Consider the following 14737-nt stretch of genomic DNA (forward strand, 5'->3'; position numbering starts at 1 on the left):
GGCTAAAGATTGTCGCGGCAGAGGCTACTTTTTCGTCGCTTGATAGGCCTCAAAAGCGCCAGCAACGTCAGCATCCTTCTCGTCACCGGCGTGTAGTAGGACGCGATAGGAGAACTTGATCGACTCGCCCGGCGAGAGGGTGTAGGAGCCGTCTAGTGACTTGTCCCCTTTGAAGTCATGCAGGCCGAATGGGTTGGCGGCGAACAATCCATAGGTGCGAACGTGCCAATAGGTCGGAGCACGGAAGCTGCTCGGATGTTCGAGAATCGCAACGCCCCCTTTCTTGTCGCCAACCGGGCCGTGATAGTCGACCCAAGGGGCCGGCTTGCCCCACGCTTTGACGTCTTTGTCTCCGTGGCTGTTGACGATCTCGCCCCCCTTCTTCGCTTCGACTTTCATCGTGCCGGCGACGCGAATCCCGAACGAGCCTTCTTTGGTATCGCCAAACTTGACAGGAGCGTCTGTCGCCGTCAGCGTGACGTCGAGATCGATATAGCGAGCGTCGCCGAGAACGCCGAACTTGTAGGTCCGCTCGTCCTTCAAGATCTTCTTGCCGTTGTGGTCGACCCAATCGCAGTCGGCGACGATCACACCTTCCTGACCGCTGGCGAGCTTCTTGAACGCCGTATGTTCCTGCGTTCCGAGCTTGTCGCCGGTTTCGGCCCAGAAGTCGGTATCGTTCACCTCGCCATGAGTGAACCAGAACGAGCGATGGTGGATATGGTCGTTCTTTTCGTCGGGGCCCGCTTCCGTCATCGGATAGTTGCGGGTCATTTGCATATCGGCCGGGCCGATAATGGGGTAAAGAATCGGCTTGGCGCCCGATTTTTTCAGATAGCGGGTGAAAAGTTCGCCGTCGATCAAGACGTCGGCGCCATCGGCCGTTTCCTTGACGGTGACTTCGGCGGAAAGCGCGGAAGCGGCGCAGAGCGGTGCGGCCAGCAACGCTAGCGCAGCGAGAAAACGATTCATGGCGGGCAATTCCTAGTGAGGCGGGATAGCGACAGACTGTCGTCTATCCTAATCGCTAGAAACTGGCCGTGCTACTTTGCCTGCCCTTGAATCCAGTCGGTCAGCGTCACTTTCTCGAACTGGGCCTGCTGATCCCGCAGATGCTGCACCGTGACCAGGTCGGTTTGGTTCAGAGTCCAGCGATAGACGTGCTGGCTGCGGACCGTGTTATTGGCGGCTGGATTGGCGTCCCGAATGACGCGACGAATCTCGACCGGCAGGACGTTATTCTGGCTGAAATAGCCGTTCACTTCTTTTCGAGCCTGAGCCGGCAGTCCGGCCGAATAAGCGAAGTTGATATCGGCCGACCAGTCGCAGAAGCGAGCGTAATCCTGCACGATTCGCTTGTCGGTGATCGGCTGCGTCGTCAGATCGTAGGTGAGTGGGTTTCCGCCGAAGACGACGCGATTGTTTTGCGGCTCGTTTTGGACCTGAAACTGCGGCTTGTTGCAGAAGGTCAGCAGCGGCTTTTTCAAATCGAGATGCGTCCGCATGTAGGTCGACGTTTCGATGATTTCACGAATGTCGAGCGATAGCTGACGTTTGCGTTGCGGATCGAGGAGCGTCACGCGGTTCGCATCAAAGTCGATGATCATCGCCTGCCCCACTTGGCCGAGGGAATAATCGTAGACGACGTTCTCTTTGAAGATGGTCTGCGTCGTCATGAACGGTTGCATATCGTTGTCGACGAAGATCGTATTGGTGACCTGAAAATCGGCGGCCAGTACCGAGCCGGTCGACAGGATGCAAACGACGATCGCAAGCCAATTACGCAACATTTTCTCTTCCTCGGTTAGCGAAACCTTGGGGGCGACGGGAAAAATCGTCGCGGAGAGTACCGAATAGCCCGCCAGCGCGTCCACCCCGATTCCAGAGCCGACTGGTTCGCCGTGATAGCTCCGCTATCGGGGCTAACCAGTGGTGATCGATTGGCGACTTAGACGATCGGCTGCAGCGATCGGCGTCGGTAAACGTTTGCCGACCATGAAGTGAGAGACCAGCGCTTCAGCCTGGTCGCAGCTGACCAGACCGCCGGGTGAGACGAAGATCGGGCGTTTCGTTTTTCGCGTCGGCAGAATCGCCGCCCCCAACTTCGTAGGGCCAGCTTTCTCTTCAACGTGCAAATCGCAAAAGCGATCGGCCGAGAGATCGCTCGCCAAATAGGAACCGCAGAGGTGCTTTTTGGTGACGCCAATTGTCGGCAGTCCCGTCAAAGCCGAAAGCATGCTGGCGATGCCGCTGCGGCGCGGATGAAGGATGCCGCTGCCGTCGATCATCAACAAGTCGGCGATTCGACTAGCTTGCATCGCGGTAGCCAGCACCGACAAATGAAGCGGCAACTCGCGGTACGAAAGATAAGACGTAATATAAGGAAAGAGTACTGGCTGTCTCGTGATATGCGACCAAACCATTTCGCGCGTCGCGTAGTCGAATAAGACGTAGGCGACGACGCCATCATCGCCGTCATAAGAAACGTCGAGTCCAGCTACCAGTGCGGGCCCTCGCTTCATCTCGCTCAAGCGATTCCGCTCCGCCAGTTCTTGCTGCCACTTGCGCAGGTCGGCTAACGGAGCAGTTCCCGCAAACTCGCAAAACTCATATTCGGCCAGGTTCACCTTGCCGTCGACCACGACGACCCCTTCCGATTCCAGCAACCTTTGTTTGTCGGTCGGGTCGCCGGTGTGGAAAAGGCCCAGTTCGCCGCCGGCGCGGACCACGCGATGGGCCGCTGGCTGCTGGGCTGCCGGCCCGTGCAGCAGTTGCTCCCCAATCCAGCGGCTCGCCAAGCGATCTCCCAGCGAAGCGGCGATTTGCCCGTAAGTCGCTACTTTTCCGACCGGGATTTGGGCAATTCGGTCGCGCAAATTACTATTCATATCTGGTAACCGCGCCCGGAACTGCGACTCTAGTTGCGAAAAGTCAGGCACGGCTTGTTCCAGATCGGTGGATTTCGATAATCAGTTCAGAGACTTCACTACATGTATTGCCAGCAAAGCCAGGAGAATTCGGCGTGTCGCAACTAAAGCGAATCCTCGTTACCGGAGGCGCCGGGTTTCTCGGTTCGCACCTCTGTGAGCGACTTGTCGAAGCGGGGCATGACGTCATTTGTCTCGATAACTTCTTCACCAGTCAAAAGGCGAACATTGAACGCCTGCTCGATTATCACAACTTCGAATTCATCCGGCACGATATCACGATGCCGATCTGGTTGGAAGTTGATGAGATTTACAATCTCGCTTGTCCCGCCGCGCCGGGACACTACCAATACAACCCGATCAAGACGACGAAGACTTCCGTGATGGGAGCGATCAACGTCTTGGGGATGGCCAAGCGTTGTCGCGCTCGCATTCTGCAAGCGTCGACCAGCGAAGTCTACGGCGATCCCGAAATTCATCCGCAGACCGAAGCGTATCGCGGCAACGTCAATCCAATCGGACCGCGGGCCTGTTACGACGAAGGAAAACGCGTCGCTGAAACGCTCTTCATGGATTATCACCGCTCGAACCGGGTCGAGATCAAGATCGTGCGGATCTTTAATACGTATGGTCCGCGGATGCATCCGTACGACGGCCGCGTCGTCTCAAACTTCATCCGCCAGGCGATCAACAACGAATCGATCACGCTCTACGGCGACGGCAGCCAGACCCGTTCGTTCTGCTATCGCGACGACCTGGTCGAAGCGATGATTCGCATGATGAATAGCGACGCCGGCTTCATTGGCCCGGTGAACATTGGCAATCCGCACGAGTTCACGATTCGCCAGTTGGCGGAGTTGGTCGTGAAGCACACCGGCGCAACGTCAAAATTCATCCATAAGCCGCTGCCGGAAGACGACCCGTTACAACGTCAGCCTGACATTCGCCTGGCGAAAGAGAAGTTGGGCTGGGAACCGAAGATTCAACTCGAAGAGGGGCTGAAAGCGACGATCGATTGGTTCCGCAACATTAATATGTCGCACTATCGTCCGCCGACCCCAAACCACGACTAATCGGAGAGAGGAGTCTCGGCCGGTTCCGGATTGCGAAGCCGCGCGAAAAGGAAGTATAGTCCGACGCCGACCGCGGCTCCCAGGCAATCGGTCATCCAGTCCAGTCCGTCGCAGGTTCGCCCCGGCACGAACGATTGAGTCACTTCATCAAGCAAACCATAGGCGGCGAGGACCGGCCAGACGAACAACGGGCCAATTTTGCTGAACCGACCGGCGATCACCGACAGGATCAAACCAAGCACGACGAACATCGAAAAGTGAATCGCTTTGTCCCAGTTTTCCCAGCCCCGTAAGAGGGTTGGAAAACGTTCGCCGGGCCAGTGGGTTGCGACGAACGCAGAGAGCCAGAGCGCTCCGGCCAGGATATACCAACGGGCGGCGACAAGGCGATTCATGCAGATGACAAGTTAAAAGTGAAGAAATACGACTCGACTGGGCCGATGCGAGGATCGCTCGCCCGCAAGTCCCTATTGTAATACATACGCAAGGAGCAATTGGAGCCGTGGCGATTCTAATCACCGGCGGGGCCGGATTTATCGGCAGTCACTTGATCGAGCGTCTGCTCGCCCGATCGAGCGACGATCTGATCAGCATCGACAATTTCAACGACTACTATGATCCGGCCCTGAAGCGAGCGAACGCCGCCCGGTTCGATAATGAGCCCCGCGTGACGCAAATCGAAACCGATTTTTGCGATCCCGGCGCCATGGAGAACCTGTTCACCACGCACCGGATCGATTCAGTCGTCCATCTCGGCGCGTACGCCGGCGTGCGGGTCAGCGTCGCTGAGCCCCACATTTACCAGCATACGAATGTCGGCGGGACGCTCAACTTGCTCGAGACGGTCCGTCGCCACCCGGTGAAGCGGTTCCTGCTCGCCTCCTCTTCGACCGTTTATGGCCGCGGCGCGGCGATTCCGTTTCATGAAGATTCGCACCACGGAGTTCCGGCTAGTCCTTATGGGGCTACCAAGCGTGCGGCCGAATTGTTGGGGCTCTGCTACGCCGAACTGCATGGGACGCCGGTCGTATGCTTGCGTCCGTTCAGCGTCTACGGTCCGCGGCTGCGGCCTGACTTGGCCCTGACGATCTTCGCCAAAGCGATCCATACCGGCGCGACGATTCCGCTGTTTGGCGACGGGACGATCCGCCGCGACTTTACCCACGTCAGCGATATCTGCGACGGGTTGATCTCGGCATTGACGGCCGAGAATGTGGTTGGCGAGACGATCAATTTGGGGCATAGCGATCCGATCGAAATGCGGGGGCTGATCGCCTTGTTGGAATCGGCGTTCGGTAAAAAGGCGAACATCCAGAAGCTTCCCGAGCGGCCGGAAGATCTGCCGGTGACGTTCGCCAATTTGGACAAAGCGCATCACCTGCTGAACTACCACCCGCAAGTGCCGATCGAAGCCGGGATTCGCGAGTACGTCGAGTGGTTCCAATCGTGGTACGGCTAGAATTTGGCTTTCGCTGCGCCGCCGGTTATCCTGATATCGATTTCCTACCTTTCCGCATTCTCACCGGAGGCGTCCTGATGTCGGTTCGCGCTCAATCCTTATTCGCTTGCGCTTTGCTCGTTCTACTCTCCGTCGGCGCTATGGCGCATGCGGAAGAGCAACCGTGGCGTTCGCTGTTTGACGGCAAGAACCTGGGAGACTGGAAGCCGGTCAACTTTGGCGGGGAAGGGGAGGTCACCGTCGAGGATGGCGCGATCATCATGGCGCAGGGAGTCAGTCTGACCGGCGTTACCTATCAAAAGAAGCCGCCGAAGACAAACTACGAAATCCGCTTCGAGGCGAAACGCCTGGAAGGAATCGACTTTTTCGCCGGACTTACCTTTCCGGTCGGCGATTCGTTTTGCAGCTGGATTAACGCCGGCTGGGGCGGCGCGGTCGTTGGGCTGTCGAGCATCGACGGCAATGACGCATCGCAGAACGAAACGACCAAGTACATCGGGTTCGACGACAACCGTTGGTATCGCTTTCGCCTGAAGGTGACGCCGGAGAAGATCCAAGCCTGGATCGACGACAAACTGACGATCGATCAGAACATCAAGGATCGCAAAATCACGACCCGCAATGAAGTGACCGATTCGCAGCCGCTCGGTTTCTCGGCCTGGCAAACGACCGCGGCGCTGCGGAAGATCGAGATTCGCGAACTGCCGAAGAAAGCGGACTAGTTCTTGTAGTCCGATTCGTTCAGGATGTAGGTCAGCGGGCCAGATCCGCCGGCGCGAACTTTCGTCGCATCCGTGACGAGCAACTGAGCGTAAACCAAGTAGCTGATCTTTTCCGAGAGTCTAAAAGCGGAGCCGTCTCCCATCGCAGCGATGACGATGCTGGGATGTTCTGAAGAAGGTCGAGGCGCCGAACCGCGAGCAAGATCGTACTTATCGCCGTTGATCGACATCCAAGTGGCCGATGGGGGATTCACGACGGTCGCTCCGCTGGTGAACCATGACATCACGACTCCACTTTTTAGCCCGTAGGTCGCTGGAGGAGCTGGAGGAGGTGTACCAACGACTTGGAGCGTTGGCGCGAGTACATACCAATCGGATGCCTGCAGGTTCTCTGAAAGCAACAGCGTATTGCTGAGCCCATCCTTAATGGATGCGTCCGTGATTTTCGGCTTCGGCGTACTGGGCGCCAGACTGCCGCGATATGCGAAGATGCCGTTTTCCGATCCTTCCATGGTATAGACGCCGGTCGAAGCGAGGATGCCCTGACTCGCCCTGCCGCCGTTTGCGCAGTACGAATTGAATGCACCGAGCCAGTCTTCGCGATTGCTGGGGCAAATCAACAGGTTAATCCGAGGAGTCAAGGTGCTGGGGGGCGGTGTGACAGTACCGGTGTAGGAACTCCAGTTTTCGGAAAGTGCGGTTTGTTCGACATACGGAAAGATCGCTTGAATCCAGGTCTGGTCATTCGCCACATTCATTGGCTCGACATAACCCGGAAAGTGCTTTTTGTTGATCGTGAATTGCGTCACGCCCAGCGCTAATTGCTTTTGATTATTAAGACAAGTCGTTTGTCGCGCGGTTTCGCGCGCATAGTTTACCGCGGGCAACAGCAAGCCTGCCAAGATGCCGATGATGGCGATAACGACCAATAATTCCACGAGGGTGAAACCGCGACGAGCCAGAGACATTCGCTTCGCTCCGTGATAAGCGCGAAAAGCCAGCATGAGGAAAAGGGAGAAGGGAAGCTAGCGCAGGAAAAGCCTTGCCAGAACTTCATTTTGTCAAAACCGTGCGCCTAAGTCCAGACATTGGATCGCGTTAGCGGGAATTCCGGCCCCCTGAACCCCAGATGGTAAGGGAAATTCTCCACAGAATGCTGACATATCCTCCGCAGGCTTCAAAATGGGAAGAATTCGAGTAACCCGCAGGATAGGAAAAAGCCGATGACTCATGCGTCAATCTACGTTTTCCGCATAAGCCTGGGAAACGAGCAAGGACGCACGTTTCGCCGGATTTCAGGGAAGCGGAGTGAAAAGCTCCCGCCGCCCCGCGACTGTAACGAGGACGAACGCCCCGAAAAACCACTGACCTTAACGGTCCGTTAGGGTTGGGAAGGAGGGCCAGTAGAACGAATCGGAGCCAGGATATCTGGTCCGGCGAAGTCACTATTCGAATCAAGTTTTTCCTCGAGGGAAGGGAAACGATGCGATTTCGCTGGACTTCGGCATGCGCAGTAGCCGCATGTCTCTCGTGGTTACCAACCACGCTCCCGGCTCAAATGCCGGAACCTGAATCTCCCCTGGCCGAGACCGAGATCGCGCCGCTCGACAATTCGGAGCAAGAGATGACCTTGCCCGAAGTCGAAGTGGTCGGACGGCTCGACTCCTTTCCCGCCAATCCGTTACCGGATGACGCCGCGATCACGCCGACTGGAACGACGGTCGCCGTCGGCAAGACCGGCAGTAGCGTGACGGTCATCACCGCTGAAGAAATTCAGCGAACCCAACAAACGACCGTCGCCGAGGTGTTGCGGCAAGTGGAAGGGCTCAACGTGGTCCGAACCGGCGGACCGGGCGGCGTCACCTCGGTCTTCATCCGCGGCGCCAACTCGCAGCATACCAAGGTGATTCTCGACGGCATTCCGATCAACGATCCGAGCAATGCCGGACGCAGCTTCGACTTCTCGACCTTGTCGACGCAAAACATCGAACGGATCGAAGTGTTACGCGGCCCGCAAAGCTTGCTCTACGGTTCCGACGCGATCGGCGGCGTGATCAACATCGTCACCAAACGCGGCGAAGGCCCGACTACCGTTACCGCCTTGGTGGAAGGAGGAAGCTTCAACTCTTCCAACACCAGCGTTACGGCGAGCGGCGGTAACGATCGCTTTTATCACTCGACCAGCATCGGCTATCAAGGGACCGATGGCTGTAGCGCGGCCCAGTTCGCCAATGGCAATCCGGAACGAGACGGCTATTACAACGGCACCATCTCGGGGAGGTACGGCTGGACTCCGTCGGAACTGCTCAACGTCGACTATGTCTTTCGTTACGCGGACGTCCATGCGGCGGTCGACGATCAGCCGTTCGGCGCGCTGCCGGTCGACAACTTGATTCGTTCGAACCTGAGTGACGTCTTCTACGAGAAGATCCAGCTCCAGTCGTTTCAGCTCGACGGCATGATCGAACACCGCGTTGCGCTCGATCACACCGACTACAAACGAGTGGACACCGATCCTGGCTTCTTTGACCCGCAGTACAACGGTCGGACTCGGCAATTTGAATACCAGCTGAACATGCTGCTGCTGGAAGACAATATCTTCTCCGTTGGCGTCAATCATCTGAATGAAGAGGCGTCAAACACGTCGACGCCGCGGGTCAGCCAGTATTTGTCGGGCGTCTATCTGCAAGACCAGTATCAACTTGGCGATCGTTTCTATGGCACCGCCGGCGTTCGCTGGGACGATCATAGCGTTGCGGGAACGGCCCAGACCTATCGTTTCACCGGTTTGATCGACGTGTGGGAAATGGGGGCGGAGATTCACGGCAGTATCGGTACCGGTTTCCGGGCGCCGTCGCTTGCCGAAAACCTTTTTCCGTTTGGCAATCCGAATCTGCGACCTGAACGTAGCCAAGGCTGGGATGCTGGCGTCACCAAGTACGTCTTCGATCGTCGTGGCTCGGTTGACGTGACCTACTATCGCAACGACTTTGAAGACTTGATCGCGTTCGACTTCGCAACATTCTCGCTCGAGAACATCGGCCGAGCTCGTTCGAGCGGAGTCGAAGTGGTTGGCGTTTGGGGTTGGGACGAGCGGACGGACCTCCGCGCGACCTACACGCTGACCGACACGTACGACTATGACAACGATCGCCCGCTGCAGCGACGCCCACGCAACAAGGCGACGCTGGGAATCGAACGTCAAGTCGCCTGCGATGCGACGGTCAATCTCTACTTGTTGTACGTCGACAACCGGTTTGATACGACCGGACCGCTGCCGTCGTACATCACCGTGAACGTCAGCGGAACGTACGACCTGGCGCAGGACGTCACCTTGGTCGGCCGCATCGACAACTTGTTCGACAAGGACTACGAAGAAGTCCCCGGCTTCGGGACCTTAGGGATCGGCGCCTACACGGGGCTACGTGTGGTTTACTAATCGATAAGGGACGCAGGCCCGCAGTAACTATCTGCGGGCCTGTTTTCTTTCGTAGCCCGAAGCGCAAGCGAGGGAAATGCGGTCGCAAAGTAAATGACGAATGTCGAAGCTCGAATGACGAACTCTCTTTCCTTCGACATTCTGGTTTCGACATTCGTCTTTTAGCCCAACGCATTTCCCTCGCTTGCGCTTCGGGCTACTAATGAAGCTTTACTTCTTCCCTTCGGCTCGTCGAGCCCGGAAGAACTCGGTCAGCACCGCTCCGCATTGTGGCGCAAGAATGCCGGGGATCACTTCGCAGCGGTGATTCAGCCGTGAGTCGTTCAGAAGGCTGTAGAGCGACGTGACGGCGCCGGCTTTCGGATCGACCGCGCCGAAGACGACCGTCGGGATACGCGCTTGCAGGATGGCGCCGGCGCACATCGGGCAAGGCTCAAGCGTCACATACAACGTGCACTCTTCCAGCCGCCAGTTTTGCAGCGATTCGGCTGCTTGCGTGATTGCGATCATCTCCGCGTGCGCGGTGGGATCATGCAACGTTTCGCGCTGATTGTAGGCGGCGGCGATGACTCGATTGTCATGGACGATAATGGCGCCGACAGGCACTTCTTTTTCGCGCGCCGCCTGCTCGGCCAGTTCGAGCGCCTGATGCATGAAGATCTGGTGGAACGAGGGGAACTCGAACGGACGTGGTTCGACGGTATCAATCATGCGATCAGGCAACTTTTAAAAACAAAAAAAGCGTCCTCTCGTGAGAAGAGGACGCTGCAATTGTACTGAAAAACCATGGTCCCGAGATAACGGGGAACGGTTACAGACTCAATTCCGTACCCTTGATCGGCCAGATCTGCCACGGCGGATTCGGAGCGGCGCCGGACATGTTGGGGGTTTCGTTCGCTTTGGCGCCGTTTGACGACATGAGTCGACCGAGCACCGTACCGTCGACGTTCTCATCCAGGAACTTTACCGAGCCATCGACAAAGCAGACGTTGACGCCGCCAAAGTGATTGCTGGACGGAAGCGAATTGGTTGCCGAAGGGACTGCGCCAGACGCCAACGTGCTATTGACCGGAATCATGCCAGCGTCACAGTTCGTGCTATTCCAGAGAATCGCCGCTTCAAAGTCGCTGGGAATTTGAACGGAGTTGACGAAATTCCATTTGATCGGCAAGCTCGTCTGGACTCGTTCAGCGACCAGGATCGTGTTCGAGGCGCCATCTTTCATCCGATCGAGCAGCGCCGTCATATTGCCGGAGCTAATCGCGTTGTCGCTCCATGCGCCATTCGCTTCGATTTCGACGCTCGTGGTCGTGGTGAATCCATACTGATTATGAATCCCGCCGTTCACGAAATAGCTAAGCGGGTTCGAGGTAGCCCCCACAACGTCGACGGGGTCGCTCGGGCAGACCAAGAATTCGAGAACTTGTCCATCAAGAATGGCGATCGCGGATCCTGCAGTGGCGGTGCGATACTGCTCGCTATACAAGTCTGACAAGTCGTTACGCCCAAATTCCGACAGCAGCGGAACGGGCCAGTTGACGATGGGGGTCGTCCCATAGACATGTGCTCCGGCAACCGGCACAAACGCCATCGCCGGCGGCATCTTTTGTTTCGCCGATTGAAAGCTCGCCACGGCCAAACCGTGCTGCTTCATGTTGTTCTTGCAAGAGGCGTTGCGTGCCGCTTCACGAGCGATGGAGACCGCTGGAAGCAACAACCCCGCCAAAATGCCAATGATCGTGATTACGACCAGCAACTCAACGAGCGTAAAACCGCGACGAAGCGGAGAAGACATGACATATCCTCTGCGTGGAGAGATTTTTTGAGGAGCAACGCGAAAAGCTTAGCCGCTCTTACTATCGCAAAAATATCTGCAGATGTCGAGGCTTTGGTTGCCCCCGCGTGGAGATTTCATGAATCCCTAAGTGCAAACGCAACCTATGTTTGCGTAGCTCACGCCGGAGCTGGGCCCGCTTCGCCGACCTCGGCGACACCTCCACCTGTGGGGGTGTCATGCCGCAAGCGACGTAAAGTTAGCAAGGATAATCGTTATGACGGTAGCAATTGGAACCGAAAACGTCTGGCTTCGCCTCTTAAAGGCATGGCCGGAAAAGATGCCGCAACAAGGGATAGTCGTCACCGAATTGAACGAACAGATTCCCTTTACCGGTTTTATCTTTGATGACGAGATCATGATTTTGCAGCGGCCGACGCCCGATGCGATGGGGGGGCGCCAAGTGATCGTTCCGTTCCAGTCGATCTCGTACGTCAAGATTACGGCGGTTGTGCCTCCCAAACTGTTCAACGACTTTGGCTTTACCGGCGCTCTTCCCAAGGTCTAACGACTCATGCGGCGAATTTACCTCGACCACAACACGACCACCCCGCTCGCTCCCAGCGTCCAAGAGGCGATGCTCCCGTTCCTCGCGGAGTTTTACGCCACTCCGGACTACGATTATCCGCCGTCGCGGATCGTCGAAGAGACGCTGGAAGATGCCCGCGGTCAGGTCGCCAAGCTGATCGGGGCGACCAACGAAGAGATCGTTTTCACCGCTTCCGGAACCGAAAGCATTAACTTGGCGATCCAGGGGACCTTCTTTCGCAATCCGGCTGACATCGGCGGACACCTGATCGTCTCGGCGCTCGATCATCCGGCCGTGACCGAGTCGGCTCGCTTTTTAAAGCAGCTCGGCGTCGACCTGACTTACGTCCGTTGCGACAAAAATGGAGTCGTCGATCCCGAAGAGGTCGAAGCGGCGATTGGCCCGCAAACGCGCCTCGTCTGCGTGACGCTGGCCAATCACGAAATCGGCGTCATTCAGCCGCTCCGGCAAATCGCCGACGTCTGTCGCAATCACGGCGTGCTGCTGCATGCCGACGCGGTGCAGGCCTGCGGTAAGATTCGGGTGCAAGTGCAGGAACTCGGCGTCGATCTGCTCAGCCTGTCGGCGCATAAGTTCTACGGTCCCAAAGGCGCAGCCGCCCTCTACATTCGCAACGGTACTCCGCTCGCTCCGCTGATTTACGGCGAAGGACAAGAGCGAGGACTCCGCAGCGGTCACGAAAATGTGGCGGCTTGGATCGGCATGGGCGCCGCTGCCGAACTGGTGCGCCGCTGTTTGGACGAGTCGGCCGAGGCGCAGGCTCGCCTGCGCGACATGCTGCATGATCGATTGGCTGCAGGAATCCCAGATCGTTTGGGTGTTCCCGGCGCCAAGGCGGAACGTCTGCCGAATACCCTCTCGGTGCAGTTTCCCGGCGTGAACGGCGCGCGACTACTGCGTCAGTCCGATTCAATCTGCGCCTATACGGCGTCGTCGATGCACACCGGACAAGCCGGCAACTCGCCCACTCTATCGGCTCTCAACATGGGAGATGACGCCGCGGCCGGAACGATCCGCTTTAGCGTTGGCTGGTACACGTCGGAAGAAGAAATCGAACAAGCGGCCGACATTCTCGTTTCGGCCTGGTCGAGTTTGGTCCACTAAGAAGAATTCGTACGCCACGAGTTACCTCATTCGTAGCCCGAAGTGCATGCGAGGGAAAGCGTTCGGCAGTTCCGAACGCCGTCGCTCCTAAATTCACACTCTGGTCCGAATTCGCCGGTTCTCGACGCCGCCAACTCCTCTCCCTTGGCTTGCGCCTCGGCCTAATATGTTCCAGCTTCGACACGGGGGGCGATTGACCGGCCCTTGACCACTTCCCAGAATCGAGTGTTTGAATTCCGCGGCGATTGATACGAAAGCAAGCGATGCAGCGACAAACGACCGGCGTTCCAGGACTGGATGAACTATTAGGCGGCGGCCTGGTGCCGGGGACGTTGACGGTGATCGTCGGCGCAACCGGGATCGGCAAGACGCAGTTTGGCGTTCACTTCGCCCATGCCGGCGTCCAGCAGGAAGGGCGGAGCGGCGTCTTCTTCGACATGAGTTCTCGCGGCGATTCGCAAAACCATGCGGCCTACGCACAGCGAATGGTCGACTGGAAGCTGACCCGCTGCGATTCGCAGGTGAAGCCGAACCTGGACGACTTCTTCGCCGATGATGCGGAGTACGGCAACTTCCTGCATGTCTTCGACTACGTCGGCAAGCGAGTGACCAAGCGCGATCTCGATTGGGACGCTTGGCACGAATGGCAAGGCGAGCTGAACGAGAAGCTGGCGACGACGATCGGCTTTTTGTACGGCAATCTCTGTCGCGGATCGCGGCGGATCGTCATCGACGGGATCGAACCGGTCGACACGCCGAGCGAATCGATCCAGTTCAATCTATTTGAATACGTCTATCACCAGATTGTTCGGAAAGACCCGATGTGGGTCGCACGCGATCTGTTCCGGCAGAAATTCCGCGAGCATTCCGCCGAAGCGGAGCGTCACAAGTACGATCCGGCCGAAGTCGGTTGCGTGCTGCTGCAAACATCGAAAGAGGCGATGCTCGACGATCTGATCTCGCGTCCGCTCGACGAGGGAGACATCCTCTCCGGCGCAAATACGATCATCTACCTTGGCAAGTTTATGGACGGTCGTAAGCTACGCCGCGCGATGTACGTCCCCAAACACCGAGGAAGCGCCGTCACCGACGAGATTGTCCCGTACACGATTGACGACGCTGGTTTGCACTTCGAGGGTTAGTATTTGACCTGGGTGGCACTGCTGGCTTGTCCAGCAGTGGAAACCTCGTGCTCGCTTCACACTGCTGGACAAGCCAGCAGTGCCACCCGGGGTTAAGAGCATGCGCCAAGTGATCGTTAGCCGCCAATCGTGCTCGCGCGATACTTCGCTTCTTCCGCCTTTTGGATGTACGACATATCGCGGGTACCCTCGAAGGCCCGTTGATACGTCACCGAGAGAGCGGTGAAGTTAAAGGGATCGGTCGGCTCAAGTTCGCAGACCTTTTCGGCATGTTCGACCGCCGAAGCGTGGCGACCGAGCTTTTGATAGACGACCGACAGCGCCATGTGCGACAAAACGTGCGTCGGATCGACGGCGACCGCTTCTTCGTATTTGGCGGCGGCTTCGTCCAACTTTCCGGCGTCTTTGAGGGCTTCGGCGGCTAGATAGAGTTCTTTGGCAGTCGACATAGGGACGCTTTGGGCTGGGGTTGGATTCGGCGAATGGG

At 57.5% G+C, this 14737-nt stretch carries 15 protein-coding genes and 1 riboswitch; of the genes, 7 read left to right on the plus strand and 8 right to left on the minus strand.

The window, feature by feature from the left end:
* Window positions 1-24: 24 nt before the first annotated feature.
* The 3 genes from LOC68_RS04035 to LOC68_RS04045 all read right to left on the minus strand — a co-directional run bounded on the left by LOC68_RS04035 (window position 25) and on the right by LOC68_RS04045 (window position 2876).
* On the minus strand, window positions 25-972 hold the full coding sequence (locus LOC68_RS04035) for a DUF6807 domain-containing protein (protein WP_230216034.1): 948 nt from the start codon (window positions 970-972) through the stop codon (window positions 25-27).
* Window positions 973-1043: 71 nt separating this feature from the next.
* On the minus strand, window positions 1044-1790 hold the full coding sequence (locus tag LOC68_RS04040; protein WP_230216035.1) for a hypothetical protein: 747 nt from the start codon (window positions 1788-1790) through the stop codon (window positions 1044-1046).
* Between the two features lie 132 nt (window positions 1791-1922).
* Window positions 1923-2876 (minus strand): endonuclease V, encoded by a 954-nt coding sequence (locus tag LOC68_RS04045; RefSeq protein WP_230216037.1) that lies wholly within the window; start codon window positions 2874-2876, stop codon window positions 1923-1925.
* Between the two features lie 146 nt (window positions 2877-3022).
* Between LOC68_RS04045 and LOC68_RS04050 the strand changes: the two genes are divergently transcribed.
* Complete coding sequence (locus tag LOC68_RS04050; protein WP_230216039.1) at window positions 3023-4000, plus strand: UDP-glucuronic acid decarboxylase family protein; 978 nt, start codon at window positions 3023-3025, stop codon at window positions 3998-4000.
* On the opposite strand, the gene LOC68_RS04055 is transcribed toward LOC68_RS04050, so the two are convergent.
* The gene (locus LOC68_RS04055) at window positions 3997-4395 is read right to left on the minus strand and encodes a VanZ family protein (protein WP_230216041.1); all 399 of its coding nucleotides are present in this window, start codon (window positions 4393-4395) and stop codon (window positions 3997-3999) included. The genes LOC68_RS04050 and LOC68_RS04055 overlap by 4 nt on opposite strands.
* Window positions 4396-4502: 107 nt before the next feature.
* On the opposite strand from LOC68_RS04055, the gene LOC68_RS04060 reads away from it, so the two are divergent.
* Window positions 4503-5459, plus strand: a complete 957-nt coding sequence (locus LOC68_RS04060; RefSeq protein WP_230216043.1) for an NAD-dependent epimerase/dehydratase family protein — start codon at window positions 4503-4505, stop codon at window positions 5457-5459.
* 77 nt (window positions 5460-5536) lie between these two features.
* Window positions 5537-6181, plus strand: a complete 645-nt coding sequence (locus LOC68_RS04065) for a 3-keto-disaccharide hydrolase (RefSeq protein WP_230216045.1) — start codon at window positions 5537-5539, stop codon at window positions 6179-6181.
* Here LOC68_RS04065 and LOC68_RS04070 read toward each other — a convergent pair.
* The gene (locus LOC68_RS04070; protein ID WP_255671145.1) at window positions 6178-7149 is read right to left on the minus strand and encodes a DUF1559 family PulG-like putative transporter; all 972 of its coding nucleotides are present in this window, start codon (window positions 7147-7149) and stop codon (window positions 6178-6180) included. The two genes, LOC68_RS04065 and LOC68_RS04070, sit on opposite strands and share 4 nt — an antisense overlap.
* A 306-nt stretch (window positions 7150-7455) precedes the next feature.
* Window positions 7456-7631: riboswitch (cobalamin riboswitch) on the plus strand.
* 108 nt (window positions 7632-7739) lie between these two features.
* On the opposite strand from LOC68_RS04070, the gene LOC68_RS04080 reads away from it, so the two are divergent.
* Window positions 7740-9620: a TonB-dependent receptor plug domain-containing protein gene (locus LOC68_RS04080; RefSeq protein ID WP_230216046.1), complete on the plus strand. Its 1881-nt coding sequence runs from the start codon at window positions 7740-7742 to the stop codon at window positions 9618-9620.
* 210 nt (window positions 9621-9830) lie between these two features.
* On the opposite strand, the gene tadA is transcribed toward LOC68_RS04080, so the two are convergent.
* On the minus strand, window positions 9831-10331 hold the full coding sequence (gene tadA / locus LOC68_RS04085) for a tRNA adenosine(34) deaminase TadA (RefSeq protein WP_230216048.1): 501 nt from the start codon (window positions 10329-10331) through the stop codon (window positions 9831-9833).
* 100 nt (window positions 10332-10431) lie between these two features.
* Entirely contained in the window at window positions 10432-11415 is a 984-nt protein-coding gene (locus tag LOC68_RS04090; RefSeq protein WP_315858845.1) for a DUF1559 family PulG-like putative transporter, read from the minus strand.
* A gap of 256 nt (window positions 11416-11671) precedes the next feature.
* Here LOC68_RS04090 and LOC68_RS04100 point away from each other — a divergent pair, with 256 nt between their 5' ends.
* The 3 genes from LOC68_RS04100 to LOC68_RS04110 all read left to right on the plus strand — a co-directional run bounded on the left by LOC68_RS04100 (window position 11672) and on the right by LOC68_RS04110 (window position 14250).
* The gene (locus LOC68_RS04100; RefSeq protein ID WP_230216050.1) at window positions 11672-11962 is read left to right on the plus strand and encodes a hypothetical protein; all 291 of its coding nucleotides are present in this window, start codon (window positions 11672-11674) and stop codon (window positions 11960-11962) included.
* A 6-nt stretch (window positions 11963-11968) separates the two neighbouring features.
* The gene (locus LOC68_RS04105; protein WP_230216052.1) at window positions 11969-13108 is read left to right on the plus strand and encodes a cysteine desulfurase family protein; all 1140 of its coding nucleotides are present in this window, start codon (window positions 11969-11971) and stop codon (window positions 13106-13108) included.
* Between the two features lie 263 nt (window positions 13109-13371).
* Window positions 13372-14250 carry an RAD55 family ATPase gene (locus LOC68_RS04110; RefSeq protein ID WP_230216054.1) on the plus strand — a complete coding sequence of 293 codons (879 nt, stop codon included), beginning with the start codon at window positions 13372-13374 and terminating at the stop codon, window positions 14248-14250.
* A 116-nt stretch (window positions 14251-14366) separates the two neighbouring features.
* On the opposite strand, the gene LOC68_RS04115 is transcribed toward LOC68_RS04110, so the two are convergent.
* Entirely contained in the window at window positions 14367-14699 is a 333-nt protein-coding gene (locus tag LOC68_RS04115; protein WP_230216056.1) for a tetratricopeptide repeat protein, read from the minus strand.
* Between the last annotated feature and the right edge of the window lie 38 nt (window positions 14700-14737).

The organism is Blastopirellula sediminis (assembly GCF_020966755.1).
Taxonomy (GTDB): Bacteria; Planctomycetota; Planctomycetia; order Pirellulales; family Pirellulaceae; genus Blastopirellula; species Blastopirellula sediminis.